The organism is Vibrio cidicii, from assembly GCF_009665415.1.
Taxonomy (GTDB): Bacteria; Pseudomonadota; Gammaproteobacteria; order Enterobacterales; family Vibrionaceae; genus Vibrio; species Vibrio cidicii.
On sequence record NZ_CP035921.1, the window covers coordinates 2,356,137 to 2,381,960 of the forward strand.

The window sequence follows — 25,824 nt, forward strand, 5'->3', positions numbered from 1 at the left end:
TCATCTTAACGAAATATTATGCTTTTACGTGTAAATAGGTAGAGAGACAGATGGCCAGAGCCGGATTCACATTGCAGGAAAAAGATAGGTCGAGATTGCTCAAAGATCGACTGGCTCGTTTTGCTGTCACTTGTGGCGGTTTGGGCGTACTTGCTGCGTTAGTATTGATTTTTGTCTACCTAGCGATGGTGGTGTTTCCGCTCTTTTCCGACGCCAAATTAGAGCGTAATTATCAAACCATGCCAGCGACACTCTCTCAGCCAGTGGCTTTGGCTGTGGATGATTACGGTCAGCGAGCGATGAGTGTCAGTCAATCTGGTTTACTCTCTTTCTGGCAACTTGATCTGGGCATTCGTCTCAAAGAGATCCAGTTAACGGCCAATCCGCTGTTGTTCGCCCGTACTATTCCGGCGGTTGAATGGTATGGCTTTTTGGATGAAAGTGGTGAAGTGACGCTCTTCAAGCCCGAGTTTAACAGCTCGTTGGCAAAAGAAGTTCAGCAGCCAGATATCGAGTTTTACTCGCCAGAATTTAGCTTTCGTTTGGCTGAAAACGGCGAGTCTGTCCGGCAGTTTGCTTTCAGTGTTAATCCTAACTCACCCACCTTGGTTTGGCTTGATCGTGATGGCACTTTGTCGGCGCGCTGGCTGATGAAGTCTGCGTTAACGAAGCGTCAAATCGATTTTCAGTTTGAAAGCCCGTTTCACAATATTGATCAACTGTTGCTAACGCCCGATGGCGCGACCTTGTATCTGCGCAGTGGCTCAGAGCTGATTATTGCCCGCAAGCGGCAAGAGGTTTTTCGCGTGCGAGAGGTGGTGGATTTGACCTTGGGGGACAAAAAGCATTCGGTCAGAAATATCGATCTTTTGGCGGGCGCATACTCCTTATTGGTCACACACAATGATGGTCGAGTGTCGCAGTGGTTTGATACGCGTCGCGACAATCAGCGCCGCTTAACACACATTCGTGATTTCAAATTGGCCTCACAGGTGCAGTATCTGCTGCCTGATACGCATCGTAAGGGCTTTTACAGTTTTTACACCAATGGCACTTTGCAAAGTCACTACACTACCAGTGAAAAGTTAGTGCTGTTTTCTCGCGCTTTCTCTCAAGCGCCGCAGCTTTCGGCCATGTCCAACAATGAGCATTACTTGCTCTCTTATTTTCCCGGCCAGTTGAATGTCACCAAAGTAGAAAATCCGTATCCGGAAGTGTCACTCTCTTCGCTGTGGCAACGAGTGTGGTATGAGGGTTACCCGGAGCCGCAGTTTGTCTGGCAATCGACTTCGGCCAGTGATGACTTTGAAGCCAAATTCAGTCTTATCCCTATCGCATTCGGCACCATCAAAGCGGCGATGTTTGCCATGCTGTTTTCGGTGCCGATCGCGGTGCTCGGTGCCATATACACCGCTTATTTTATGGCGCCGAGAATGCGCCGGGTGGTGAAACCTTCGATCGAGTTGATGGAAGCGATGCCAACCGTGATTATTGGTTTTCTCGCTGGGCTTTGGTTCGCCCCTATCGTTGAAAATCATCTGATTTCGGTGATTTCGCTGATGATCTTTTTGCCGCTGAGCACCATAGTGGTTGGGGCACTGTGGCGTCTGTTGCCAGCTAACTGGCGACACCGCATCCCCAACGGTTGGCATGCGCTGATCTTGATGCCTACACTGCTGGTGATGCTGCCGATTGGCCTTTGGCTTGCGCCAAGCATCGAACAAATCTGGTTTGGCGGCGATATTCGTCTCTACCTGTCAGAGCACGGCATTGGCTTTGATCAACGTAACGCGCTGGTGGTGGGGTTGGCGATGGGCTTTGCGGTGATCCCGACCATTTTTACTATCGCCGAAGATGCGATTTTCTCGGTGCCAAAGCATCTGTCGGATGGTTCGTTGGCGCTCGGTGCTACACCTTGGCAAACCTTAACGCGCGTGGTGTTGCTCACCGCCAGCCCCGGGATTTTTTCTGCCATTATGATGGGGCTTGGCCGGGCTGTGGGGGAAACCATGATCGTCCTGATGGCGACAGGTAACACGCCGATGATGGACTGGAATATTCTCGAAGGGATGCGAACCCTCTCTGCCACTATTGCTGTTGAGCTTCCTGAGTCTGAAGTGGGCAGTTCTCATTTCCGTCTGCTGTTTTTATCCGCGCTCCTGCTGTTTGTCTTTACCTTCGCGGTCAACTCTGTGGCGGAATGGGTGCGTCAGCGATTGAGAGAAAAATACCGTGCACTTTAACCGCCGAATGACGAAAGGAGAATGTGGGTGCTGAATTGGTTTCGCTCCGGCGCACCGTGGATCTGGCTAACAGGTGGCGCGGTCAGTATCAGTTTGTTGGCGGTGCTTGGGCTACTCACTTTGATTGGCTGGAAAGGGCTCAACTACTTCTGGCCCGCACCAGTTTATCAATGGACGTTACTTGAGGCGCCTGCTGGTTATCAAACCTTGCCGCTTAAAGCGGGTGAGCGGATTGTGGGGCAACTGTATCAAAAAGAGCAGGTCCCGACCGCCCAACTGCCTGAGCCATGGCAAACCTTGGCGGCAGGAGAGGATCAGCTTACGCGTTTAAACATTAAAGTGGCCAATCGTGAGCGCTACCCGTCGGAGTTTCTCTCGCTACTGCAAGTACAACTGAGTGAGGCGCAGACTCCGAGTGATATCGCGGTGATAGAACGTAGCCGCGGCGGGTATTTTTTTGGCCGTATCCTCGCGTTTGTTGACGAGGAGGTGCAAACCACTCAGGAAGTGTTGCCGCTACTGGATGAGAAGATCGCCTATGCGCAGCGACTGCGTGAAGAGATCACCCTGATTGTTGAACAGTACATTAAACCGCTCAGTTGGCGCTTAGAGCAATTGCGCCTTGAAAAACGTAAACGCGAATTGAACAAAACGGTAACGCCAGATTATTTGGCAAATTATCTCACTCAGAAAGCGCAGTTTGAGTTGCAGCTTTCCAATTATGATCAGCAGTTGGACAGCCTGCGTTTGCAATTAACGGGCTATTCCTTGGTCGTCGAGGATATGACTGGCGAGCGAGTATTGATTGCTTTGAGTGATATTCTTGACTACTGGCTGCCAAACCAAATGAATTTTGTGCAGAAAATGGGCCATTGGGCGCAGCAACTTTGGAAGTTCTTGTCTGATGATCCTCGTGAGTCTAATTCTGAAGGCGGAGTCTTTCCTGCGATTTTTGGTACGGTTTTTCTGGTTTTGATCATGTCAATTATCGTGATGCCGCTTGGTGTGATTGCCGCCATTTATCTGCATGAGTACGCGAAAAACAATGCCTTTACTCGCATTATTCGCATCGCAGTGATTAACTTAGCGGGTGTGCCGTCGATTGTTTACGGGGTGTTTGGTCTGGGCTTTTTTGTCTACACCATTGGCGCTTCTATCGACGAGCTGTTCTACGCGGAACGTTTGCCAGCGCCAACGTTTGGTACACCGGGGTTACTTTGGTCGGCGCTCACTTTGGCCGTGCTGACACTGCCCGTGGTGATTGTGACCACCGAAGAGGGGCTGACACGCATTCCTAACTCGGTGCGACACGGTTCTTTGGCGCTGGGGGCAACGCAATATGAAACCTTGTGGCGAGTGGTGATGCCAATGGTGACTCCCGCGATCATCACGGGTTTGATTCTGGCTATTGCCAGAGCGGCAGGGGAAGTGGCACCCTTGATGCTGGTGGGCGTGGTGAAGCTGGCGTCGAGTTTACCTGTGGATGGTCAGTTTCCCTATGTCCATCTCGATCGTAAGTTCATGCATCTGGGTTTTCACATCTACGATGTCGGCTTTCAAACGTCCAATATCGAAGCGGCGCGGCCATTGGTATACGCCACCTCTTTTCTACTGGTAACGGTGATCGTCGGGCTCAATTTAACCGCCATTAGCATTCGCAATAACTTACGAGAAAAATACCGTACTTTGGGGCAAGACTGAGATGTTTTCAATTAACGAAACCTTGGGGTATCAAGCTCCATTGGACGTAAGCCGCTTGAGCGATGAGCAAACTGCCATCTGCATCGAGGATTTAAATCTCTATTATGGCCAAACTCAGGCGCTACATAGCATATCAATGCGCATTCCCAAAGGACGGGTCACGGCTTTTATCGGTCCGTCGGGCTGCGGTAAATCGACCCTGTTGCGCTGTATTAACCGCATGAATGATTTGGTCGAAGGGTGCCGTGTGACCGGGCAAGTCAAACTGCACGGCAAGAATGTTTATGATATGGGCGTTGATGTGGCCACGCTACGTCGCCGAGTGGGCATGGTGTTTCAAAGGCCGAACCCATTTCCTAAATCGATTTATGAAAACGTCGTGTATGGTTTGCGTTTGCAAGGGATAAAAAATAGCCGATCGCTAGACGACGCTGCAGAGCGAGCTTTGCGCTCGGCGGCGCTGTGGGATGAAGTGAAAGATCGTCTGCACGAAAACGCATTCGGTTTATCGGGGGGGCAGCAGCAACGATTGGTGATTGCGCGTGCCATTGCCATTGAGCCAGAAGTGCTATTGCTAGATGAGCCCACCTCCGCTTTGGATCCGATCTCTACTTTAACCATTGAGGAGCTTATCAATGAGCTTAAGACTCAATATACTGTGGTAATTGTCACTCACAACATGCAGCAAGCGGCGCGTGTGAGCGATTACACCGCTTTCATTCATATGGGAAAACTGATTGAGTATTCGGATGCCGATACTATCTTTACCTCTCCGGTGAAAAAGCAAACCGAGGATTACATTACCGGCCGCTACGGTTAATCGCAACAAGGCGCGGATCACCACCACAATCGAAAAAGGAACGCTATGCATTTTGGTCGTCATATCTCTGGTCAGTTTAATGTCGAGTTAGAATCGATTCGTACTCATGTGTTGACTATGGGAGGGCTGGTAGAACAACAGCTCTCGTTTGCGATGCAGGCATTGCATAGTGACGACGTGGAACTGGCGAAGCGGGTGGTGCGTGATGACCATAAAGTCAATGCGATGGAAGTATCGATAGACGACGCTTGTACGCGCATTATTGCCAAGCGGCAACCGACAGCAAAAGATCTGCGTTTGATCATGGCGATCATCAAGACGATTACCGATTTAGAGCGCATCGGTGATGTGGCGACCAAAATGGCCTACGTGGCAATTGAGAGCCCGTCATCTAAAGAGAGTCAGTTTCATGTGTCGCTGGAGCCGCTCGCGCGTCAGGCGATTGGCATGTTGCATCAAGTGCTTGATGCCTTTGCGCGCATGGATGTCGATGCGGCGGCAAAAGTACACAAAATGGACGATAAACTGGATGCGGAATACGAAGCGGTGATCCGCCAGTTGATGACCTACATGATGGAAAATCCGAAAAACATCCCCAATATATTGCAAGTGATGTGGTCGGCGCGCGCGATAGAGCGAGTGGGGGATCGTTGTCAGAACATCTGCGAATACATCATTTACTTTGTGAAAGGCAAAGATGTACGCCATTTGGGCGATCAGGGCATCAACGACGCCCTGAAATAGCCAGATTTAGTATTTCTGCGGCACCAAGGTCTGCTCTTCAACGGGAGAACGGACATAGCCTTCTTTGTTGATCTCTGGCAGCTCAATCGGTGGATGTTGCAGCTCCTCATAATCCACTTGGCTGAGCAGATGGTGAATGCAGTTGAGCCTTGCTTTGCGTTTGTTGTCCGACGGCACCACCCACCAAGGGCTGTGTTTGGTGTCGGTATAGGCAAACATCTTGTCTTTGGCTTGGGAGTACTCGGCCCAGCGATTGCGCGATTCCAGATCCATTGGGCTAAATTTCCAGCGTTTGATAGGGGTATTTATCCGCTCCAGAAAACGCTTCTCTTGCTCTTCATCGGAAACCGAGAACCAATATTTGAGCAAAATGATCCCGGACCGTTGCAGCATGCGTTCAAACTCAGGGCAGGCGCGTAGAAATTCTTCATATTCATCTTGTGAGCAGAAGCCCATCACTTTTTCCACCCCGGCACGGTTGTACCAACTGCGATCAAACAGTACGATTTCGCCTGCGGACGGGAGATGCGCGACGTAACGCTGAAAATACCACTGAGTTTTCTCTTTTTCCGTTGGGGCAGGCAAAGCCGCAACTCGACAGACACGGGGGTTGAGTTTTTCGGTAATACGTTTGATCACACCCCCTTTGCCCGCTGCGTCGCGGCCTTCGAAGATCACCACCACCTTCAAGCCTTTGTATTTGACCCACTCTTGCAGCTTAACCAGTTCAATCTGTAGCTGCTCTAGTTCACGCTCGTAGAGCTTGCGCTTCAATTTGCCCATCGAAAGTCCCTCCTTGGATAGTGGCAAGTGGTCATCTTAACATTCAGTCTTGGCAAAAAAAGAGCGGAATCAGTTATTTGAGAGCTGAAACTGTCTTAGCAATCGCCTCAATGTCGGTCAGTGGGATCATAAAATCATCAACATCGGCTGCGCCCATTTTGCTTTGCTCTGCGATGAAGTGCATTTTGCTCGGGCGTACGCCTTTACCAGAGAGATGCACTTCCGTGACGTGGCTTTTTGCTACTAACTCTTTGACATTACTGGCTTTCACCCCAGCACCCGCCATGATGGCAATACGCCCTGCGGCTTGATCAACCAACGAAGCCAGTAGTGCTGCGCCTTGCGGTGCCGAAGGGGCAAGACCAGAGGTGAGAATGCGCTCGCAGCCAAGCGTGATAATTTCTTCCAGCGCTTGTTTGGGCTCGCTGCATTGGTCAAACGCTCGATGAAAGGTGACGCCGAGGCCTAAAGCCGTGGCGTGCTGACACAAACGCTGAGTGCGTTGGCAATCAATTGAGCCGTCTGGGTTGAGCAGACCCAGCACAACGCCGTGCAGGCCAGCCCGTTGTGCCGCCTCGATATCCCACATCATGATCTCCACTTCCTCTTCAGTATAGAAAAAATCCCCTTGGCGTGGGCGAATCATGGCGTAGACCGGAATCGGCGAGTGTGCCGCGGCTTGGCGCATAAAACCAAAACTTGGGGTGAGGCCACCTAGTGCAAGCGATGAACAGAGCTCTATCCGCGTTGCGCCACCTGCAATCGCTTGATGCAGGGATTCAATGTTGTCGATACATACTTCAATGTGGTAATTCACCATGGGATGCTCTTGTGCCAGTAACAGGAAAAATGAGCTTTATGATAGCAGGTGAGTGTGGCGTGGCGTGGAGAGAATAGGGGTAAAAATGCGCGCGAAGCTTACCCTTTTTGGCTTGTAAACCGATAAACAAAAGCCCGATGACTGGCATCGGGCTTGAATAGGACTTTACTTTTAACTGATTGGCGTTGGCGATTTATCGCACTGTAATGTTTCATTTCTCTATGAGAATCATCCAACCATTCACCCGTTGAGCGCGGGCGTTAAAAGGTCAATTATTTCTTAGCTAGGTCAGATGCGTGTTCCGCTAGGAAGCTTGCAACGCCTGTTGGTGAAGCGTCCATACCTGCTTTACCTTCTTCCCACTGAGCAGGACATACTTCGCCGTGCTTCTGGTGGAAGTTCAGTGCGTCAACCATGCGTAGCATTTCGTCGATGTTACGGCCTAGAGGTAGGTCGTTAACTACTTGGTGACGTACTAGACCGTCTTCGTCGATAAGGAAAGAACCACGGAAAGCGACGCCTGCTTCTGGGTGCTCTACGTCGTACGCTTTACAAATTTCGTGCTTAACGTCTGCAACCAGTGGGTATTTAACTTGACCGATACCGCCGTTCTCAACAGCAGTGTTACGCCATGCGTTGTGAGAGAACTGAGAGTCGATAGATACACCGATAACTTCAACGCCTTTCGCTTTGAAATCTTCGTAACGGTTGTCGAACGCGATCAACTCTGATGGGCAAACGAAAGTGAAATCTAGTGGGTAGAAGAAAACCACTGCCTTCTTACCTTTAGTGAATTCAGCAAAGTTGAAGCTATCAACGATTTCACCGTTACCTAGCACAGCTGCAGCAGTAAAATCTGGGGCTTGACGACCTACTAGTACCATTTTTTGCTCCTAAAAATATAGTTAGTTCCTGACCAAGAGTGCTCTCTTTAGTCTGGTCCGTGTTTTTGCGAGACAAACTATAGTACAGATTGTAGTATTGAAAAAAGCGAAATAAATAGATTAGGTTCATCGAAAAAAGCGATAGATCGATTTCCTCCGAGCCAATCAAACAAACGACGGTAAATAATAATAATTCTATGAATAAGTGGCCCAGTCTTAAGCAGTTACACTATCTCATCACCTTGTACGAAACTCGCCATTTTAGCGATGCGGCTGAGCGGTGTTTTGTCAGTCAATCGACTTTAAGTAAGGGGATACAAAATCTCGAAGAGCTGATTGGTTGTCCGTTGTACGAGAAAAAAGACAAAAAGAGCCCGCTGGTGTTTACTCAGGCCGGCGAGCTGGTGGTGCTGCACGGGCGTGAGTTGTTAGCCAAAGGGCAGGATTTGGTGGAGCTTGGCAACTTGTGTCAAGGAGACGGTATGCAAGGGCAACTTAAAGTGGGTTGCATACCGACCATCGCCCCTTTCTTGCTCGGTGACCTCGTTCAAGAAGTGAACCAACGTTTTCCTCAGCTCAACCTGCTGTTGCGTGAAGATACCACGACCAATCTGTTAACGGCCTTACGTCATGGTGAGTTGGACGTGTTGATCTTGGCGCTGCCTGTCGATATTGAGGGGATGGAGAACCGAGTGGTTGGCCAAGATCCGTTTAAGATGGTGATCAGCCGTCATCAAGCGGACAAAATCAAAGTGCCGATTCGTTATTGTGATTTGCCGGATGAGTCGGTATTTCTTTTGGAGCGCGAGCACTGTTTGACCGAGCATGCGGTCTCTGCTTGCAAACTCACGGATAAAGAGAAAATTAATCCCTTCAGTGCCACCAGCTTGCATACATTAGTGCAGATGGTGGCAAATGGGTTGGGCACGACTTTCATTCCTCAAATGGCGATCGATCATGGCCTGCTAGACAACCAAAATCTAGTCGTGGTGGAGCCGCCTGGCCAACTCGCTTACCGTGATATTGGTCTGGTTTGGCGTCCCGGTTCGGCACGGACGCAAATTTTCCATCAATTGGCGGATGTGGTTTCAGAGCTACTGTAGCAAATAGTATTAGCTCTATTTTTCGTTATTGTTATCAAAGGCACGCTATAAAAAGCGTGCCTTTTAGCATTTTATGCTGCTGGTGCAGTTTGACTTGTAAAATTTTACAGCAATGCTTTGGTGAAGCTTTCATAAAATTGTAAAACTTCACAATGTTAATTTTACACATTCGCGCTCATGCTCTGTTTAAAATATCTCCAGCTTATGAATCACAGCGCAAGTAAATAAAGGCCTTTTATCCCCATGTATCGATTCATACACCTGTTTAAAACCCGATTTACCAGCCTAAATTAATGTAATTAAATTACGTAATAAATTACATTTTAAATGGAAAAATCAAGCACTTGTTTCAAACGGAATAAAACTTCGAATTTAACGCTTTGTTTACTTTTGAACTTTTACTCTAACGCATGTTGGTGTAAGTTAATTAAAGGCTTGTAAGACTTATGTCTAGATTGATATTGCCAAGCATCTCAGAGATGTTAAAGACATAAAGCCGAAACGTTAGGTGAAGAAATCATGAAAAGCGAGGATGTGTTTTGTGGTTTTAAAGTTACAAATGTCGCTTTGCCTTTCACAAGCAAACTAATTTAAGGAAGAAGAAACATGCTTGCTCAAACTCCCGAGAAACAAAACGCACCCACTGAACAGCAACAGACCCAAGGCATGCTTGAGGTGACTGGCAAGCTATCGCCAGAGCATCAGGCTATTTTCCCTGTTGAAGCCCAAACCTTTTTATCTCAGTTGTGTGCTAGGTTTGCCTCTCAAGTCGATGAACTGCTTACTGCCCGTGAAGAGAGACAGGAGCGTATCGACCAAGGCGAACTGCCCGATTTTCTGTCGCAAACGCAGGATATCCGTGAAGGGAGTTGGAAGATCCTGGGTATTCCTCACGATCTGCAAGATCGTCGAGTGGAGATTACCGGCCCAACCGATCGCAAGATGGTGATCAATGCCCTCAACGCCAACGTCAAAGTGTTCATGGCTGACTTCGAAGATTCCATGTCGCCGGCTTGGGAGAAAGTGCTAGATGGTCAAATCAACTTGCGCGATGCGGTTAACGGCACCATCTCGTATACCAATCCAGACAATGGCAAGCACTACCAATTGGTGGAAAATCCAGCGGTGCTCATCTGCCGTGTGCGCGGCCTGCATCTAAAAGAGAAGCATGTCACGTGGCAGGGAGAGATCATTCCCGGAGCATTGTTTGATTTCGCGCTCTACTTCTATAACAACTACAAAGCGTTACTAAAAAAAGGCAGCGGTCCTTATTTCTATCTGCCGAAACTGCAGTCTCACCATGAAGCGAAGTGGTGGAGTGAGGTATTCCATTTCACCGAAGATTATTTCGGTCTAGACACCGGTACGATTAAAGCGACAGTGCTGATCGAAACGCTTCCAGCGGTGTTTGAAATGGATGAAATTCTCTTTTCGCTCAAAGAGCATATCGTCGGTCTGAACTGTGGCCGTTGGGACTATATTTTCAGCTACATCAAGACCTTGAAAAAACATCCGGATCGCGTTCTGCCAGATCGCCAAGTCGTAACGATGGATAAGCCTTTCCTCAACGCTTATTCGCGTTTGCTTATCCGAACTTGCCACAAACGTGGCGCCTTTGCGATGGGAGGCATGGCGGCGTTTATTCCCGCTAAAGATCCGGCGGAAAACCAGCGCGTTTTAGACAAAATCCTCAATGATAAAATGTTGGAAGCCAACAACGGCCACGATGGCACTTGGGTTGCTCACCCCGGTTTGGCAGATACCGCAATGGCCGTGTTTAATCAGGTGTTTGGCGAGCGGAGCAACCAACTGGATGTTAGCCGCGAGCAAGATGCGCCGATCAGTGCGAAAGAGCTGCTTGCGCCGTGCGACGGAGAGAGAACAGAGCATGGTATGCGTCACAATATTCGAGTCGCGCTGCAATACATCGAAGCGTGGATCTCCGGTAACGGCTGTGTACCGATTTACGGTTTGATGGAAGATGCCGCAACAGCTGAGATTTCGCGCGCCTCTATCTGGCAATGGATTCAACATCAAAAAATCTTAGATAACGGTTTGACGGTTACTAAAGCGCTGTTTGAACAATATCTCAAAGAAGAAATTGAGGTCGTGAAACAGGAAATAGGTGACGCGCGTTATCAAGCCGGACGCTTTGTTGAAGCTGCTGAGCTAATGGCAAGGTTAACCACCAGCGATGAACTGAGTAATTTCTTAACGGTTCCAGGTTACGACTATCTGGACTGAGTGAAAAACTGATAACTGAACACCGACAACTTACTACCAATAACTTACTACCGATAACGTGAACAACTTGAAGGCAGATAAGGAAGTACTGCCGGAGATATGGAAACTCAAAAGCGCCGTGAAGCGCCAATAATAAAGAGGGATAGACCAATGACATTAACTCGCCGCCAACAAATCGAAGCTCTAGAAAAAGACTGGGCAACCAATCCTCGCTGGAAGCACGTCAAGCGTCCATACACCGCTGAAGAAGTGGTGGAGCTGCGTGGTTCTATTGTTCCTGCCAACACGCTGGCCCAACGTGGTGCAGATAAGTTGTGGTCACTGGTCAACGGGAGCGCCAAAAAAGGTTATGTAAACTGTTTGGGCGCACTGACGGGTGGTCAGGCGGTTCAACAAGCGAAAGCGGGCATTGAAGCCATCTATCTGTCTGGTTGGCAGGTTGCTGCGGACAACAACACCGCATCCACCATGTACCCTGATCAGTCACTCTACCCAGTCGACTCGGTACCGTCAGTGGTGAAGCGCATTAACAACTCGTTCCGTCGTGCAGACCAAATTCAGTGGGCGAATGGTAAATCACCAGAAGAGGGTGGCATTGACTACTTCCTGCCGATTGTGGCTGACGCTGAAGCGGGCTTTGGTGGCGTATTGAACGCTTACGAGCTGATGAAATCGATGATTGAAGCGGGCGCAGCAGGCGTGCATTTTGAAGATCAGCTTGCATCGGTGAAGAAATGTGGCCACATGGGCGGCAAAGTATTAGTACCAACGCAAGAAGCGGTGCAAAAACTGGTAGCCGCTCGATTGGCCGCTGACGTTGCGGGCACGACGACGCTGGTTATTGCTCGTACCGACGCCAACGCAGCCGATCTGCTAACGTCAGATTGTGACCCTTATGATGCTGATTTCATCGTTGGTGAGCGTACTCAAGAAGGCTTCTACCGCGTACGTGCCGGTATCGATCAGGCAATTTCTCGTGGTCTTGCTTACGCGCCTTACGCTGACCTTATCTGGTGTGAAACCGCCACACCATGTCTAGAAGAAGCGCGTAAGTTTGCAGAGGCTATTCATGCGCAATACCCAGAGCAACTGCTGGCGTACAACTGCTCGCCATCATTTAACTGGGAGAAAAACTTGGATGCCGAAACCATCGCCAAGTTCCAGCAAGAGCTCTCGGATATGGGCTACAAATATCAGTTCATCACTTTGGCGGGTATCCACAACATGTGGTTCAACATGTTTGAGCTGGCGCACGCTTACGCACAAGGCGAAGGGATGCGTCACTATGTTGAGAAAGTGCAGCGTCCTGAGTTCCAAGCGGCGGAGAAAGGTTACACCTTCGTTGCGCACCAACAAGAAGTGGGAACTGGCTACTTTGACCGTATGACCAATACCATTCAGGGCGGCAACTCTTCTGTTACGGCGCTCACGGGCTCAACCGAAGAAGATCAGTTCCACTGATATTAGCGCAAAGTGATTAAGAGCGGCTTCGGCCGCTCTTCTATTGTTCAACGCTAGCAATGCATTTCGCAGCGATCTGGGCCTCTAAAGATCGTCTCCCACTTCCAGCTCGTCAGGTTCCACTTCTTCTTGCAGTTCCAGTAAGTTAATCGCGATGGTGACAAAATCCGAGTCAGTAATAATGCCCACCAATTGACCTCTATCGACCACAGGTAAACAGCCGACTTTATGTTTTTGCATGTACAGGGCGCTCTCTTTAAGCCCGGCCTTTGGCTCTGCGGTCATAATGCTGCTGTGCATCATTTCATAAAGCGGAGTATCGTCGGTGTAGGATTGATCGGCGGGCGCGTTGTGTAAGCTGGATTCTTGCGCCGCGAGAATATCGCGTTGGGTCACGATTCCCAGCAAGCGTTTGTTCGCGTCAACAATCGGGATGTGTCTGATGTCGAGTGCGGCCATCATATTGCGCGCATCAGCTAAGGTATGCGAACGCAACAAGGTATGAGGGTTGCGAGTCATCATATCTTCTACTTTGATCATGGTGTCCTCCAGTCGTTCCGTTCATCCTTTTTACTATAGAAACAAATGGCATAAATATCTGGGAGCCAACGCGTTTTTCCACAACAAATTTGCTGCGAGTCAGTTGGCATTTTGTGCGCAATCCCAGCACTGGCAACGGCACAAGAGAGGATACTCCTCGCACATTTTTCAGCCGGGGATTTCCCTGCCGAAGAGTCTGGCTGAATATGAGCGCAGTTGAGCTATCAGTGGTCTTTATCATGTGGAAAAAAACACTTCTTTTGGTGGGCGCTTGGACGGTCTGTGCCAGCGCCCAAGCCATCATTCTCGGAGAAAACGATCCAGACGCCAGTTTTCGAGTGACGATTCGCTCAAGCAGCATGGCCGAATTTCCGGTTTGCGGTGGCACTATGGTGTCAGAGCGCTGGGTATTGACGGCAGCGCATTGTGTGGTCATGGGCGAAGGCACTGATCTCGCCGCTATTTTGTCACTAAACCCCATCAGATCTCGGTCACGGCACGCACACCGGATCTTAATCAGTCGCAGATAGAGAACTACTTTCATGTCTCTCACGTCGTGGTTCATCCAAGCTATACACGCTTGAGCGAATACAAAAAGGGCAGTGACGGTCAGATGACCTTGGTGAGCACCAGCCTTGATAGTGATGTCGCGTTGCTGTATCTCGATAGGCCCGTGACAGGGGTAGCGTTATCTTCATTGCCTACAATGGAAGAGATGCGCCACATTGAAACTCGACTCAATGGCCAGTGGGATGATGAATTTGCCACCAACCTGCGACGCAAAAATGTCACCGCATCGGGGTGGGGCGCAACCGTTGCCAACGCATCCACTCCGTCGCCTACACTGCAGAAAACGCAGTTAACCTACTTGCCAATCACGAACTGCTATCAGCGGCTAGAACTGGGTAACGACTTGCCGGGAATCATTGAAGCGCCAACCAATGTGAGCAAAATCTGCACTATGGCCAATGAAGTGTTGCCTTGGAACCCTGATGAGAGAACGCAATATGGCAACAATGTGTGTAAAGGAGACAGTGGTGGCCCTTTGCTGGATGATGTCACTGGCAAACAGATTGGTATCGTCAGCGGAATTCCACTGTTGACGCCAACTTGCGCGGCGGTGACGTTGCCTAGCTTTTACACCAAAGTAAGTACCTACTACGATTGGATAGTCGGCTACGTCAATGCCGAGAACCCGCCAGCTTCCCCGATCCTGCCGCCCGATTTTATCCGCAACAATGCCGCTGACAATGGCAGTGATGCGGACAGTGACAATGGAGGAGGGAATGACAATGCCTCCGATGATTGTCACGGCGGCATCTCTACCAACAGCTGTCAATTTACCGGTAAAGCCCAAGGCGGTGGTAGTGTCCACTATCTGTGGGTGCTGAGTCTTTTTGCCGCGCGGATCTTCAGAACAAAACGCTAATGCTTCATTCACTCAGCGAGCCTGTTGTGCTCGCTGAGTGCTTGTTTACGCCTCAGCTTAAGTTTGGCGAGGCTTGTTACACTCTCGCCGAGAACTTTGCTTGCTATTGAACCTTGTCGCTCTATACTACCCCACTGCGAAAAATTCACTCGCATTATAATGACGTTAAACCTCAGAAGAATTTATCAAGAGCAGTAGCATGCAAGTTTCAGATTTTCACTTCGACTTACCTGACGAACTGATCGCCCGTTATCCTCAACCAGAGCGCACGGCCAGTCGTTTACTTCAGCTAAATGGCAACACTGGCGAGGTAAAAGATGGCACCTTTAAAGATGTGTTGGACTTAGTTCAGCCGGGAGATTTAGTGGTGTTTAACAATACCCGAGTGATCCCGGCGCGGATGTTTGGCCGTAAAGCCTCGGGCGGTAAACTGGAAGTGCTGGTGGAGCGGATGCTTGATGATAAACGTCTGCTGGCGCATGTTCGCTGTTCTAAATCGCCCAAACCGGGCAGCACTGTCATTCTGGGTGAAAACGACCAGTACAGTGCGGAGATGGTCGCGCGTCATGGCGCCTTGTTTGAGCTCAAGCTTAACGGCGATAAAACTCTATTAGAGGTGCTGGAAGAGATTGGCCACATGCCCCTTCCTCCGTACATCGACCGCCCAGACGAAGATGCGGATAAAGAGCGCTATCAAACCGTTTACAACCAGAAGCCCGGAGCGGTTGCCGCGCCAACGGCTGGATTGCATTTTGACGCGCAATTGCTGGAACAAATGCAAGCCAAAGGTGTCGAACTGGCTTACGTGACTTTGCATGTTGGGGCGGGGACTTTCCAGCCAGTGAAAGTGGACAATATTCACGACCATCACATGCACGCCGAGTACGCGGAAGTGCCGCAAGAGGTGGTGGATGCCATTGCGGCGACCAAAGCACGTGGTGGACGCATTATCGCGGTCGGCACCACGTCGGTACGCTCCTTGGAGAGTGCCGCGCAAGATGCGCTGAAAAAAGGCACTGAGCTCGCGCCATATTTTGCCGATACCGAGATCTTCATTTATCCGGGTTATCAATACCAGCTGGTCGATTGTTTGATCACCAATTTCCACTTACCAGAGTCGACGCTCATCATGTTAGTGAGCGCGTTCGCGGGTTATGAACATACCATGCGCGCTTATCAGCATGCGGTGGACAACCAATATCGCTTCTTCTCTTATGGTGATGCGATGTTTATTGAAAAGAAGACTTGCTAAGCGCGGCAGACTCGCCGCGTGAACCAATTACGAGTGCTAGCAGAAAGCTAGAGGGGCTACCGCCATGGTAACCGCTTCGCAAGGAGACAGCGACCGCTCTCGTGGGACGTACATCGTCCGTGACTAAACCGTCAGACTGTTTCTCTGACGTTGGAGGCTTCGTGAAGTTAAAGTTCGATCTTAAAAAGAAAAATGGCAACGCCCGTCGTGGTCAACTGACCTTTGAACGCGGTACAGTGCAAACGCCGGCGTTCATGCCAGTGGGGACTTACGGCACCGTTAAAGGGATGACACCAGAAGAAGTGAAAGACACTGGTGCTGAAATTCTCCTCGGCAATACTTTTCACCTGTGGCTGCGCCCGGGCCAAGAAGTAATGAAAATGCACGGTGACTTGCACGATTTCATGAACTGGCAAGGCCCGATTCTGACCGACTCAGGCGGTTTCCAAGTGTTCAGCTTGGGCGACATTCGTAAAATCACCGAAGAGGGCGTACATTTCCGTAACCCAGTGAACGGCGACAAGATTTTCATGGATGCGGAAAAATCGATGGAGATCCAAAAAGATCTTGGCTCTGACATCGTGATGATTTTCGACGAATGTACTCCGTATCCAGCGACGCATGCGGAAGCGAAAAAGTCGATGGAAATGTCACTACGCTGGGCTCAGCGTTCGCGCGATCACTTCGATAAGCTCGAAAACCCTAATAACCTGTTTGGCATTGTGCAAGGTGGTGTTTACGAAGACCTGCGTGATGTTTCGGTCAAAGGGCTGACGGAAATCGGCTTTGATGGCTACGCGGTCGGCGGTCTTGCGGTGGGTGAACCTAAAGAGGACATGCATCGCGTGCTTGAGCATACTTGCCCGCAATTACCGGAAGATAAGCCGCGCTACCTGATGGGCGTGGGTAAGCCGGAAGACTTGGTGGAAGGCGTTCGCCGCGGGATCGACATGTTTGACTGCGTAATGCCGACGCGAAATGCGCGTAACGGACACCTGTTTGTCACTGGCGGTGTGATCAAGATCCGTAATGCGATACATAAAACCGACACAAGCGCTCTCGATCCACATTGTGACTGTTACACTTGCAAAAATTACTCAAAGTCGTATCTGCACCATTTGGACCGTTGTAACGAAATCCTCGGTGCTCGCTTGAACACTATCCACAACCTGCGTTACTACCAACGTTTGATGGAAAGCATTCGTAAGGCGATTGATGAAGATCGCTTCGAGCAGTTTGTGGAAGAGTTCTACGCAAGGCGCAATCGCGAAGTGCCGCCGCTTGGTAAGCAGGCTTAATTTCGTAAAAGTAAAAAATGTAGCGTCATCTTGTTTTTGTGAGCGACTTCGCTTGAAAATAAGGTGGCGTTACCCAATTTGTTGGATTATCAATAAAAAATAATGAGGATGTTTTAATGTTTATCTCTCAAGCTCACGCTGCGGCAGAAGGTGCACCACAAGGTGGTGGTTTCGAAATGCTGATCATGCTCGGCATGTTTGCCGTTATCTTTTACTTCATGATTTACCGCCCTCAAGCGAAGCGTGTTAAAGAGCACAAAAGCTTAATGGCGGCGATGGGTAAAGGCGACGAAGTGCTTACTAGTGGTGGTCTGGTGGGTAAAATCACCAAAATCGCAGAAGACAACGATTTCATTTCAATCGAGTTGAACACCAACAACGAAGTCGTGATCAAAAAGGACTTTGTTACCGCAGTGCTACCAAAAGGTACGCTTAAATCTCTATAAAAACAGCTAGAGGATCCTCGCTGTGCTAAACCGTTACCCATTGTGGAAGTACTTGATGGTGGTGTTAACCATCGCTATCGCTGCCTTGTACGCACTTCCAAATATCTACGGTGAAGATCCGGCTATTCAAGTTACAGGGGCGCGTGGCGCCTCTGTAGATATGTCAACGCTGGATGCTGTCACTAACGCTCTTACCAAAGAGAACCTTACCCACAAATCGATTGCCCTAGAAAATGGCTCGATTCTTGTCCGTTTCAATGATACCGACACTCAATTGAGTGCTCGCGATGTCGTCAGTGAAGCGCTTGGCAAAGACAAGATTGTCGCGCTTAACTTGGCGCCTTCTACTCCTGATTGGCTGGAATCTATCGGCGCCGCGCCGATGAAGCTTGGTCTTGACCTACGTGGTGGTGTGCATTTCCTGATGGAAGTGGACATGGACGCCGCGATGGAGAAGCTAGTCGGTCAGCAAGAAGAAGCATTTCGTAGCGAGCTGCGCGATGCCAAAATCCGTTACCGTTCTATTCGTCCAACAGGTAAACAAGCGGTTGAAGTGTTGCTGCGTGATGCAGAGCAAGTGACCGAAGCGAAACAACTTTTGGTTAAAAATCATCCGGACATGACGTTTGTTGAGTCAACGGAAGATGGTCGCTATGGGTTGATTGCTACCTTTACCGAAGCGCGTCTGCAAGAGATCCGCAATTATGCGGTTGAGCAGAACATTACCATTTTACGTAACCGTGTGAACGAGCTCGGTGTGGCGGAGCCTTTGGTTCAACGTCAAGGCGCGAGCCGTATCGTAGTTGAGCTGCCAGGGGTGCAAGACACTGCACGCGCGAAAGAAATTTTGGGCGCGACGGCAACACTTGAGTTTCGTGAAGTGGATGATAAAGCTGACCTAGCGGCGGCGGCGAGTGGCCGTGCACCAGCAGGCAGTGAAATCAAAACGGATCGTAATGGTCGTCCTGTCGTGTTGAAGAAACGGGTAATTCTCGGTGGTGCAAGCATCACCGACGCCAGTTCCAGTACCGACGAATACGGCCGTCCACAGGTTAATATTTCGCTCGATAGCGAAGGTGGCAATAAAATGTCCGCCTTCTCGAAGAAGAACATCGGTAAGTTGATGGCGACGGTGTTTGCGGAATACAAAGACAGTGGTCGTCGTACACCAGAAGGCAAAGTGATTCTCACTAAGCATGAAGAAGTGATCAACCAAGCGACTATTCAGTCGGCGCTAGGACGCAATTTCCGCATTACCGGGATCGATTCTGCCGCTGAAGCGCACAACTTGGCGCTGCTATTACGCGCTGGTGCGTTGATTGCACCGATCTCCATCGTTGAAGAACGTACCATCGGCCCGTCAATGGGTCAGCAGAACATCGACATGGGTATCCAAGCGTGTATCTGGGGTATGGTGGCGGTCATGCTATTTACTCTGCTTTACTATCGTAAGTTTGGCTTGATTGCCAATGTGGCGCTGATGGCGAACTTGGTATTGATCATCGGTGTGATGTCGATGATTCCGGGTGCGACCATGACCCTACCGGGTATTGCGGGTATTGTTCTTACTGTCGGCATGGCGGTCGACGCCAACGTGCTGATCTTTGAGCGTATCCGTGAAGAGCTGCGCGAAGGGCGTAATCCTCAGCAAGCCATTCACCAAGGATATGCAAATGCGTTTAGCACCATCGCCGACGCCAACATCACCACTTTGATCACGGCGATTATTTTGTTCGCCGTTGGTACTGGGGCGATCAAAGGCTTTGCGGTGACGTTATCTATCGGTATTTTAACCTCCATGTTTACAGCCATCATCGGTACGCGTTGTATTGTCAACCTACTGTACGGCGGCAAACGTATTAATAAACTGTCGATCTAAGGCTGGGAATTGTAATGTTTCAGATTCTAAAAGCAGACAAAGCGATCGACTTTATGCGTTGGTCGAAATTCGCATTCGCGTTGTCGATTGTGATGATTGGGGCGTCGATCTTTACCCTCTCCACTAAGTGGTTGAACTGGGGATTGGACTTTACCGGTGGTACCTTGATTGAAGTAGGCTTTGAACAGCCTGCCAATCTGGAAGATATCCGTCGTGCACTTGAAAGCAAAGGTTTTGCCGATGCGACCGTACAAAACTTCGGTTCAGCGCGTGACGTGATGGTTCGTTTGCGCCCTCGTGAAGATGTCGCGGGTGAGACGCTGGGCAACCAGATTTTAAATGCGATTAAAGAAGGTACTGGCAAAAACGTTGAGATGCGCCGTATTGAGTTCGTCGGTCCGAACGTGGGTGATGAGCTCACTGAAGCGGGCGGTCTGGCGATTTTGGTCTCTTTGCTGTGTATTTTGCTCTATGTCTCGATGCGTTTTGAATGGCGTCTGGCTGCGGGTGCGGTAATGGCATTAGCGCACGACGTGATCATTACGTTGGGTGTTTTCTCCATGATGCAAATCGAAGTGGATCTTACCATCGTGGCCGCTTTGTTGACGGTAGTGGGGTACTCGCTAAACGATACGATTGTGGTGTTTGACCGTATTCGTGAGAACTTCCGCAAAATGCGTAAAGGCGAACCTGCCGATATTATGGATAGCTCGATTACCCAAACGTTGAGTCGTACGTTGATTACATCTGGTACGACCTTGTTTGTGGTCATTGCACTGTTTGCGCAGGGTGGGGCACTGATCCACGGATTTGCGACGGCATTGCTACTGGGCATCACCGTTGGTACTTACTCTTCTATCTACGTAGCTTCGGCGCTGGCGCTGAAACTCGGCATTCAGAAAGAACACCTGATGCCGCCGCAAGTGGAAAAAGAAGGTGCAGAGTTCGAAGAACTGCCTTAATCGATTTACCGCACAAACGCAAAAGCCGCTGCCAACCACAGCGGCTTTTTTCTATCTTGTGGTATAGAGTTGGCTTTATTGATGTCGGGGCGAAAATAAAAAAGCCCCAACCTTGCGGCAGGGGCTCATTCAAAAGTAATCAGCGTGACGGGCTATCGATTACTTAAGAATTGCGTCGTTACCATTCTCACGAATGTGCTTCAGCAATGATTTAACGCCGCGTGCACTTGAAGCAACGACGTTACCTGATTTCAGGTATTCTGTACCGCCGGCGAAATCAGTGATGATCGCGCCCGCTTCGCGTGCGATTAGCTCGCCCGCAGCAATGTCCCAAGGTTTTAGACCAAGCTCGAAGTAACCGTCAACACGGCCTGCGGCAACGTAACAAAGATCCAATGCAGCAGAGCCAGCGCGGCGGAAGTCTGCGACTTCAACAAACATAGCAGACATGATTTTGAAATAAGATTCAGAATGTTGCTTCTGTTTAAATGGGAAACCAGTTGCAATCACCGCACCTTGCAGATCTTTGGGTTGTTTTACACGGATACGTGCGCTGTTGAGTTGTGCGCCTGAACCACGTTGAGCGGTGAACAATTCATTTTGCATTGGGTCGTAAACACAAGCAACTTCCGTTTTGCCTTTGATGCGCACGGCGATAGAAACCGCGAAATGAGGAATGCCTTTGACAAAGTTGGTAGTGCCATCCAGTGGGTCGATGATCCATTGTACGTCTTTATCTTTACCATCAATTGTGCCGTTTTCTTCAGCAATGATACAGTGCTCTGGGTAAGAGTTTTTAATAGTATCGATAATGATCGTTTCTGCTTCTTTGTCTACGTTAGTCACAAAGTCGTTTGTGCCTTTTAGCGTAGATTCAATTTTCTCAACGTTTTCTAGTGATTTAGCAATATGGTTGCCTGCTTTTCGCGCAGCGCGAATAGCAATGTTTAGCATTGGATGCATACGAATTTCCCAACGGATGTTAAAGAACAAATGAAAGCGGCGGCGAGTATACCAGAGAAAAATGAAATGTGAAGTGGCGATTTTTTAGACGAGGCTCCTTGCATGATGTGATGAGTATCAAGAAAACGCAGCTCTACGCTCTTCGACCGAGCGATTAATTCCCTGCATGCCGCCAACAACCTAGGGCGCTAGCGAAAAATGTGCTAACATCCTGCGGTTTTAAATCAGGTGCCAAAAATTCGCATGTTAGATCAGGTCAAAGTTGTTCTCGTCGGAACGTCCCACTCAGGTAATATCGGCTCTGCCGCTCGCGCAATGAAAGTGATGGGCCTTAGCCAATTGGTTCTCGTACAACCGGAATGCGAAGTGGACGCCCAAGCGATTGCGCTGGCCTCTGGTGCCTCTGATGTAGCTTTGAATGCGCGTATTGTTTCTTCTTTAGAAGAGGCAGTGAGCGACTGCGCTTTGGTTGTTGGCTCTAGTGCTCGCTCGCGTACTTTGGAATGGCCGATGCTTGAGCCAAGAGAGTGCGGTGAGAAGATGATCCAAGAAAGCAAGCAAGGTGCGGTGGCCCTGGTTTTTGGTCGCGAGCGTACTGGCTTGACCAACGAAGAGCTGCAAAAGTGCCACTATCACGTCTGCATTCCAGCCAATCCAGAGTACAGCTCATTAAACCTTGCCATGGCGGTACAAACGCTCAGCTATGAAGTGCGTATGGCGTACCTGAATGATCAGCAAAGCCAGTACGTAGCAAGTGCTGAAGTAGAATATCCTCGACACAAAGAGTTAGAACTTTTCTATCAACATCTCGAAAAGGTGATGCTGGCAAGTGAGTTCATCAGTCCAGATCAACCTAATCAAGTGATGAACAAAATGCGTCGTCTGTTCAGTCGTGCTCGTCCGGAAGCGCAAGAGCTTAACATTCTGCGCGGCGTGCTGACAGCGATTGAAAAATCGCAACTGAATAAAAATAACCCTTAAAAATTAAGGGATGAATACCTGAGTAAAATAGTCAAATAAATACTTGACCGTTTTGGTCGGGTATGGAAAAATGTATCCATTGTAAAAGTGTGGATACGGTGTGTTATGAAACTGACCTCTAAAGGAAGATATGCGGTAACAGCAATGCTGGATGTGGCGCTGCATTCGCAAAAAAGTCCTGTTCCTCTGGCTGACATTTCTGAGCGTCAGGGGATTTCGCTCTCTTATCTTGAGCAGCTTTTTTCTAAATTGCGTAAAGCAGGCTTAGTTGCCAGTGTGCGTGGTCCTGGTGGTGGTTACCGCCTAGGCGCTGATGCTTTCTCCATTTCTATTGGTACGGTGATCGCGGCGGTTGATGAGTCGGTTGATGCGACCAAGTGTCAAGGCAAAGGTGACTGCCAAGGCGGCACGCGTTGCCTAACACACACTATGGCGTGATTTAAGCTCGCGTATTAGTGACTTCTTGAACAACATCACTCTTGGTGAGCTGATGAGTGACAATGAAGTCCTCGAAATTTCTGACCGTCAGGAGATAACCCTAGCGGTAAATCATGGGTTGGCTAACAAAAATACAAGCACCGCGCCCATCGGTGTAAATTTCCGCTCTTAAGCGGTCAGCATGTTTACATTGGAGTGAAGAATGAAACTGCCTATTTATCTAGACTATTCGGCAACGTGCCCCGTTGATCCTCGCGTCGCTGAGAAAATGGTTCAGCACATGACGATGGACGGTATTTTTGGTAACCCGGCGTCACGTTCTCATCGTTACGGTTGGCAGGCGGAAGAAGCGGTAGACACCGCTCGTGAGCAAATTGCCGATCTGCTTAATGCAGACCCACGTGAAATTGTTTTCACTTCGGGGGCAACCGAGTCAGATAATCTGGCAATCAAAGGCGCGGCCCATTTTTATTCGAAGCAAGGCAAGCACATTATTACTTGCAAAACAGAGCACAAAGCGGTGCTCGACACGACTCGCCAACTAGAGCGTGAAGGTTTTGAAGTGACTTACCTTGAGCCGGAAGCGAACGGCATTATCGATCTGAACAAACTCGAAGCTGCGATGCGTGACGACACGGTTCTCGTCTCGATCATGCACGTCAACAATGAAATTGGCGTGATTCAAGACATTGCTGCGATTGGTGAACTGTGCCGTGCGCGCAAAATCATTTTCCACGTGGACGCTGCGCAATCTGCCGGTAAAGTGGCGATTGACGTTCAAGCGATGAAAGTGGATTTGATTTCACTCTCAGCACACAAGATTTACGGTCCGAAAGGTATCGGCGCACTGTACGTACGTCGTAAACCACGTATCCGTCTTGAATCGCAAATGCATGGCGGTGGTCATGAGCGCGGTTTCCGCTCTGGTACTCTGGCCACGCACCAAATCGTTGGTATGGGCGAAGCGTTCCGTATCGCTAAAGAAGAGATGCAAAAAGATTACGACCATGCATTGGCATTGCGTAACCGTCTGCTTGATGGCGTTAAAGACATGGAAGCGGTCACTGTTAACGGCGATCTTGAGCAGCGCGTACCACATAACCTCAACGTGAGTTTCGCTTTCGTTGAAGGGGAATCTCTACTGATGTCGCTAAAAGATCTTGCGGTTTCATCAGGCAGTGCATGTACTTCAGCCAGCCTTGAGCCCTCTTACGTGCTACGTGCACTTGGCTTGAATGACGAACTGGCTCACAGCTCGATTCGTTTCTCCTTTGGTCGTTTTACCACCGAAGAAGAGATTGACTACGTTATTGAACAGATCCGTGTAGCCGTAAACAAGCTACGCGACATGTCTCCTCTATGGGATATGTACAAAGATGGGGTTGACTTGAACACGGTTGAGTGGGCGCACCACTAAGCGCAAGTTAATCCAGAGCAATTTATAGAGGATTCGAGGGAAATATCATGGCATACAGCGAAAAAGTAATTGATCACTACGAGAACCCACGTAACGTTGGTTCGTTTGACAAAGATGATCCGTCTATCGGTAGTGGTATGGTTGGCGCACCCGCTTGTGGTGACGTAATGAAACTGCAGATCAAAGTGACGCCAGAAGGCATCATCGAAGACGCGAAGTTTAAAACCTACGGTTGTGGCAGTGCGATCGCATCCAGCTCACTGGTTACTGAGTGGGTGAAAGGCAAGAGCATTGAAGAAGCGGCGTCGATCAAAAACTCTGAGATCGCCGAAGAGTTAGAGTTGCCACCAGTGAAAGTGCACTGCTCTATTCTCGCCGAAGACGCGATTAAAGCCGCAGTTGCGGATTACAAGAAAAAACACCAACTTTAAGCCACTCTTTACAGCTATAATGGGAGCCTTTTCGCTCCCATTAGAATCGTCAACACATTAACTAAGGTGCAGTATGGCCGTTACACTAACAGAAAGCGCAGCAAGTCGAGTAAGAGCATTTCTTGATAACCGTGGTAAAGGGATTGGTTTGCGCCTGGGAGTGAAAACCACTGGCTGTTCAGGAATGGCCTATGTGTTGGAGTTTGTTGATGATCTGAATGAAGAAGACGAAGTATTCGAACATTCAGGCGTGAAAGTAATTATCGACAAGAAAAGTTTGGTGTATCTCGACGGCACCCAGCTCGACTACGTCAAAGAAGGGTTGAACGAAGGCTTTGAGTTCAATAACCCGAATGCGAAAAGTGAATGTGGTTGTGGTGAAAGCTTCAACGTCTAATGACTGAAGTTCTGGGCCTGATGGCTCAGAACGTTTAATCAAGGGCCAGAACTCGATGAATCACTTTGAACTATTTGGGCTACCAACTCAGTATCAGCTGGATGGTAGCCTTCTTTCTTCTCAGTTCCGGGAATTGCAAAAGCGCTTCCATCCGGATAACTTTGCCACCGCCTCTGAGCGGGATCGCTTGTTAGCGGTGCAAAAAGCGGCACAAATCAACGACGCTTACCAAGTTTTGAAACATCCCATTTCACGCGCGGAATATTTATTGGCGCAAAATGGGGTGGAAATTCGCGGCGAGCAACAAACCTTGCAAGACCCCATGTTCCTCATGGAGCAGATGGAGCTGAGAGAAGAGCTCGAAGCGATCCCAAGCGCTTCAGACGCACAAGATGTGCTGGCAGAATTTGATGCTCGAGTGAGCAAAATGTATAAGCAGCATCTGAGTGCGATAGAGCAAGAGCTTAACGCGGCTTTGTGGCAGCAAGCCGCAGATCGCGTTCGTAAGCTGAAATTTATTGCCAAATTAAAGAACGAAATCGAACTAGTGGAAGAGAAACTCTTCGGCTAGTTGAAAAACAAGGATCC

22 protein-coding genes and 2 pseudogenes are annotated in these 25,824 nt (G+C 49.3%); 19 read left to right on the top strand and 5 right to left on the bottom strand.

Features of this window, described 5'->3' with window-relative positions; all coding sequences use genetic code 11:
- The first annotated feature begins 50 nt into the window (after positions 1–50).
- From EWA64_RS11830 to phoU, 4 genes are read left to right on the top strand one after another with little or no spacing between them, the layout of a single operon-like run.
- A complete protein-coding gene (locus tag EWA64_RS11830) occupies positions 51–2,243 on the top strand; it encodes an ABC transporter permease subunit (protein ID WP_061895074.1) in 2,193 nt (730 codons plus the stop codon).
- 21 nt (positions 2,244–2,264) lie between these two features.
- Positions 2,265–3,944, top strand: coding sequence for a phosphate ABC transporter permease PstA (pstA, locus tag EWA64_RS11835; protein WP_061895075.1), 1,680 nt, complete (start codon positions 2,265–2,267; stop codon positions 3,942–3,944).
- A gap of 1 nt (position 3,945) precedes the next feature.
- Positions 3,946–4,764: a phosphate ABC transporter ATP-binding protein PstB gene (gene pstB, locus EWA64_RS11840; RefSeq protein ID WP_061895076.1), complete on the top strand. Its 819-nt coding sequence runs from the start codon at positions 3,946–3,948 to the stop codon at positions 4,762–4,764.
- Positions 4,765–4,809: 45 nt separating this feature from the next.
- Entirely contained in the window at positions 4,810–5,508 is a 699-nt protein-coding gene (phoU, locus tag EWA64_RS11845; RefSeq protein WP_061895077.1) for a phosphate signaling complex protein PhoU, read from the top strand.
- Positions 5,509–5,514: 6 nt separating this feature from the next.
- Here phoU and ppk2 read toward each other — a convergent pair whose 3' ends face one another.
- The 3 genes from ppk2 to EWA64_RS11860 all read right to left on the bottom strand — a co-directional run bounded on the left by ppk2 (position 5,515) and on the right by EWA64_RS11860 (position 7,995).
- Positions 5,515–6,291 carry a polyphosphate kinase 2 gene (gene ppk2, locus EWA64_RS11850; protein ID WP_061895078.1) on the bottom strand — a complete coding sequence of 259 codons (777 nt, stop codon included), beginning with the start codon at positions 6,289–6,291 and terminating at the stop codon, positions 5,515–5,517.
- Positions 6,292–6,364: 73 nt separating this feature from the next.
- Positions 6,365–7,108, bottom strand: coding sequence for a copper homeostasis protein CutC (locus EWA64_RS11855; protein ID WP_061895135.1), 744 nt, complete (start codon positions 7,106–7,108; stop codon positions 6,365–6,367).
- A gap of 275 nt (positions 7,109–7,383) precedes the next feature.
- Entirely contained in the window at positions 7,384–7,995 is a 612-nt protein-coding gene (locus EWA64_RS11860) for a peroxiredoxin C (RefSeq protein ID WP_061895079.1), read from the bottom strand.
- 197 nt (positions 7,996–8,192) lie between these two features.
- On the opposite strand from EWA64_RS11860, the gene EWA64_RS11865 reads away from it, so the two are divergent.
- The 3 genes from EWA64_RS11865 (at position 8,193) to aceA (ending at position 12,803) form a co-directional block, all read left to right on the top strand.
- Positions 8,193–9,098 (top strand): hydrogen peroxide-inducible genes activator, encoded by a 906-nt coding sequence (locus EWA64_RS11865; protein WP_061895080.1) that lies wholly within the window; start codon positions 8,193–8,195, stop codon positions 9,096–9,098.
- Positions 9,099–9,704: 606 nt separating this feature from the next.
- Positions 9,705–11,342, top strand: coding sequence for a malate synthase A (aceB, locus tag EWA64_RS11870; protein ID WP_061895081.1), 1,638 nt, complete (start codon positions 9,705–9,707; stop codon positions 11,340–11,342).
- A gap of 150 nt (positions 11,343–11,492) precedes the next feature.
- Complete coding sequence (gene aceA / locus EWA64_RS11875; protein WP_061895082.1) at positions 11,493–12,803, top strand: isocitrate lyase; 1,311 nt, start codon at positions 11,493–11,495, stop codon at positions 12,801–12,803.
- A gap of 84 nt (positions 12,804–12,887) precedes the next feature.
- On the opposite strand, the gene EWA64_RS11880 is transcribed toward aceA, so the two are convergent.
- Positions 12,888–13,343, bottom strand: coding sequence for a CBS domain-containing protein (locus EWA64_RS11880; protein WP_061895083.1), 456 nt, complete (start codon positions 13,341–13,343; stop codon positions 12,888–12,890).
- A gap of 227 nt (positions 13,344–13,570) precedes the next feature.
- On the opposite strand from EWA64_RS11880, the pseudogene EWA64_RS11885 reads away from it, so the two are divergent.
- From EWA64_RS11885 to secF, 6 genes and pseudogenes are all read left to right on the top strand, one after another.
- Positions 13,571–14,772: pseudogene (locus EWA64_RS11885) on the top strand (S1 family peptidase).
- 199 nt (positions 14,773–14,971) lie between these two features.
- The gene (gene queA, locus EWA64_RS11890) at positions 14,972–16,024 is read left to right on the top strand and encodes a tRNA preQ1(34) S-adenosylmethionine ribosyltransferase-isomerase QueA (protein WP_061895084.1); all 1,053 of its coding nucleotides are present in this window, start codon (positions 14,972–14,974) and stop codon (positions 16,022–16,024) included.
- Positions 16,025–16,185: 161 nt separating this feature from the next.
- Positions 16,186–17,322 carry a tRNA guanosine(34) transglycosylase Tgt gene (tgt, locus tag EWA64_RS11895; protein WP_039442316.1) on the top strand — a complete coding sequence of 379 codons (1,137 nt, stop codon included), beginning with the start codon at positions 16,186–16,188 and terminating at the stop codon, positions 17,320–17,322.
- Between the two features lie 116 nt (positions 17,323–17,438).
- Positions 17,439–17,768: a preprotein translocase subunit YajC gene (gene yajC, locus EWA64_RS11900; RefSeq protein WP_061895085.1), complete on the top strand. Its 330-nt coding sequence runs from the start codon at positions 17,439–17,441 to the stop codon at positions 17,766–17,768.
- 22 nt (positions 17,769–17,790) lie between these two features.
- Complete coding sequence (gene secD / locus EWA64_RS11905; protein WP_082796171.1) at positions 17,791–19,647, top strand: protein translocase subunit SecD; 1,857 nt, start codon at positions 17,791–17,793, stop codon at positions 19,645–19,647.
- 14 nt (positions 19,648–19,661) lie between these two features.
- Positions 19,662–20,609 carry a protein translocase subunit SecF gene (gene secF, locus EWA64_RS11910; RefSeq protein ID WP_061895087.1) on the top strand — a complete coding sequence of 316 codons (948 nt, stop codon included), beginning with the start codon at positions 19,662–19,664 and terminating at the stop codon, positions 20,607–20,609.
- 159 nt (positions 20,610–20,768) lie between these two features.
- On the opposite strand, the gene suhB is transcribed toward secF, so the two are convergent.
- The gene (suhB, locus tag EWA64_RS11915) at positions 20,769–21,572 is read right to left on the bottom strand and encodes an inositol-1-monophosphatase (RefSeq protein ID WP_061895088.1); all 804 of its coding nucleotides are present in this window, start codon (positions 21,570–21,572) and stop codon (positions 20,769–20,771) included.
- Positions 21,573–21,815: 243 nt separating this feature from the next.
- On the opposite strand from suhB, the gene trmJ reads away from it, so the two are divergent.
- The 6 genes and pseudogenes from trmJ (at position 21,816) to hscB (ending at position 25,807) form a co-directional block, all read left to right on the top strand.
- Complete coding sequence (gene trmJ, locus EWA64_RS11920) at positions 21,816–22,553, top strand: tRNA (cytosine(32)/uridine(32)-2'-O)-methyltransferase TrmJ (RefSeq protein ID WP_061895089.1); 738 nt, start codon at positions 21,816–21,818, stop codon at positions 22,551–22,553.
- Between the two features lie 105 nt (positions 22,554–22,658).
- Positions 22,659–23,163, top strand: a pseudogene (gene iscR / locus EWA64_RS11925) (Fe-S cluster assembly transcriptional regulator IscR).
- A 30-nt stretch (positions 23,164–23,193) separates the two neighbouring features.
- Positions 23,194–24,408, top strand: coding sequence for an IscS subfamily cysteine desulfurase (locus EWA64_RS11930; RefSeq protein ID WP_061895090.1), 1,215 nt, complete (start codon positions 23,194–23,196; stop codon positions 24,406–24,408).
- Positions 24,409–24,455: 47 nt separating this feature from the next.
- Positions 24,456–24,839: a Fe-S cluster assembly scaffold IscU gene (gene iscU / locus EWA64_RS11935; RefSeq protein ID WP_039424283.1), complete on the top strand. Its 384-nt coding sequence runs from the start codon at positions 24,456–24,458 to the stop codon at positions 24,837–24,839.
- Between the two features lie 73 nt (positions 24,840–24,912).
- Positions 24,913–25,236, top strand: coding sequence for an iron-sulfur cluster assembly protein IscA (iscA, locus tag EWA64_RS11940; protein ID WP_061895091.1), 324 nt, complete (start codon positions 24,913–24,915; stop codon positions 25,234–25,236).
- A gap of 55 nt (positions 25,237–25,291) precedes the next feature.
- Positions 25,292–25,807, top strand: a complete 516-nt coding sequence (gene hscB / locus EWA64_RS11945; protein WP_061895092.1) for a co-chaperone HscB — start codon at positions 25,292–25,294, stop codon at positions 25,805–25,807.
- The last annotated feature ends 17 nt before the right edge of the window (positions 25,808–25,824 follow it).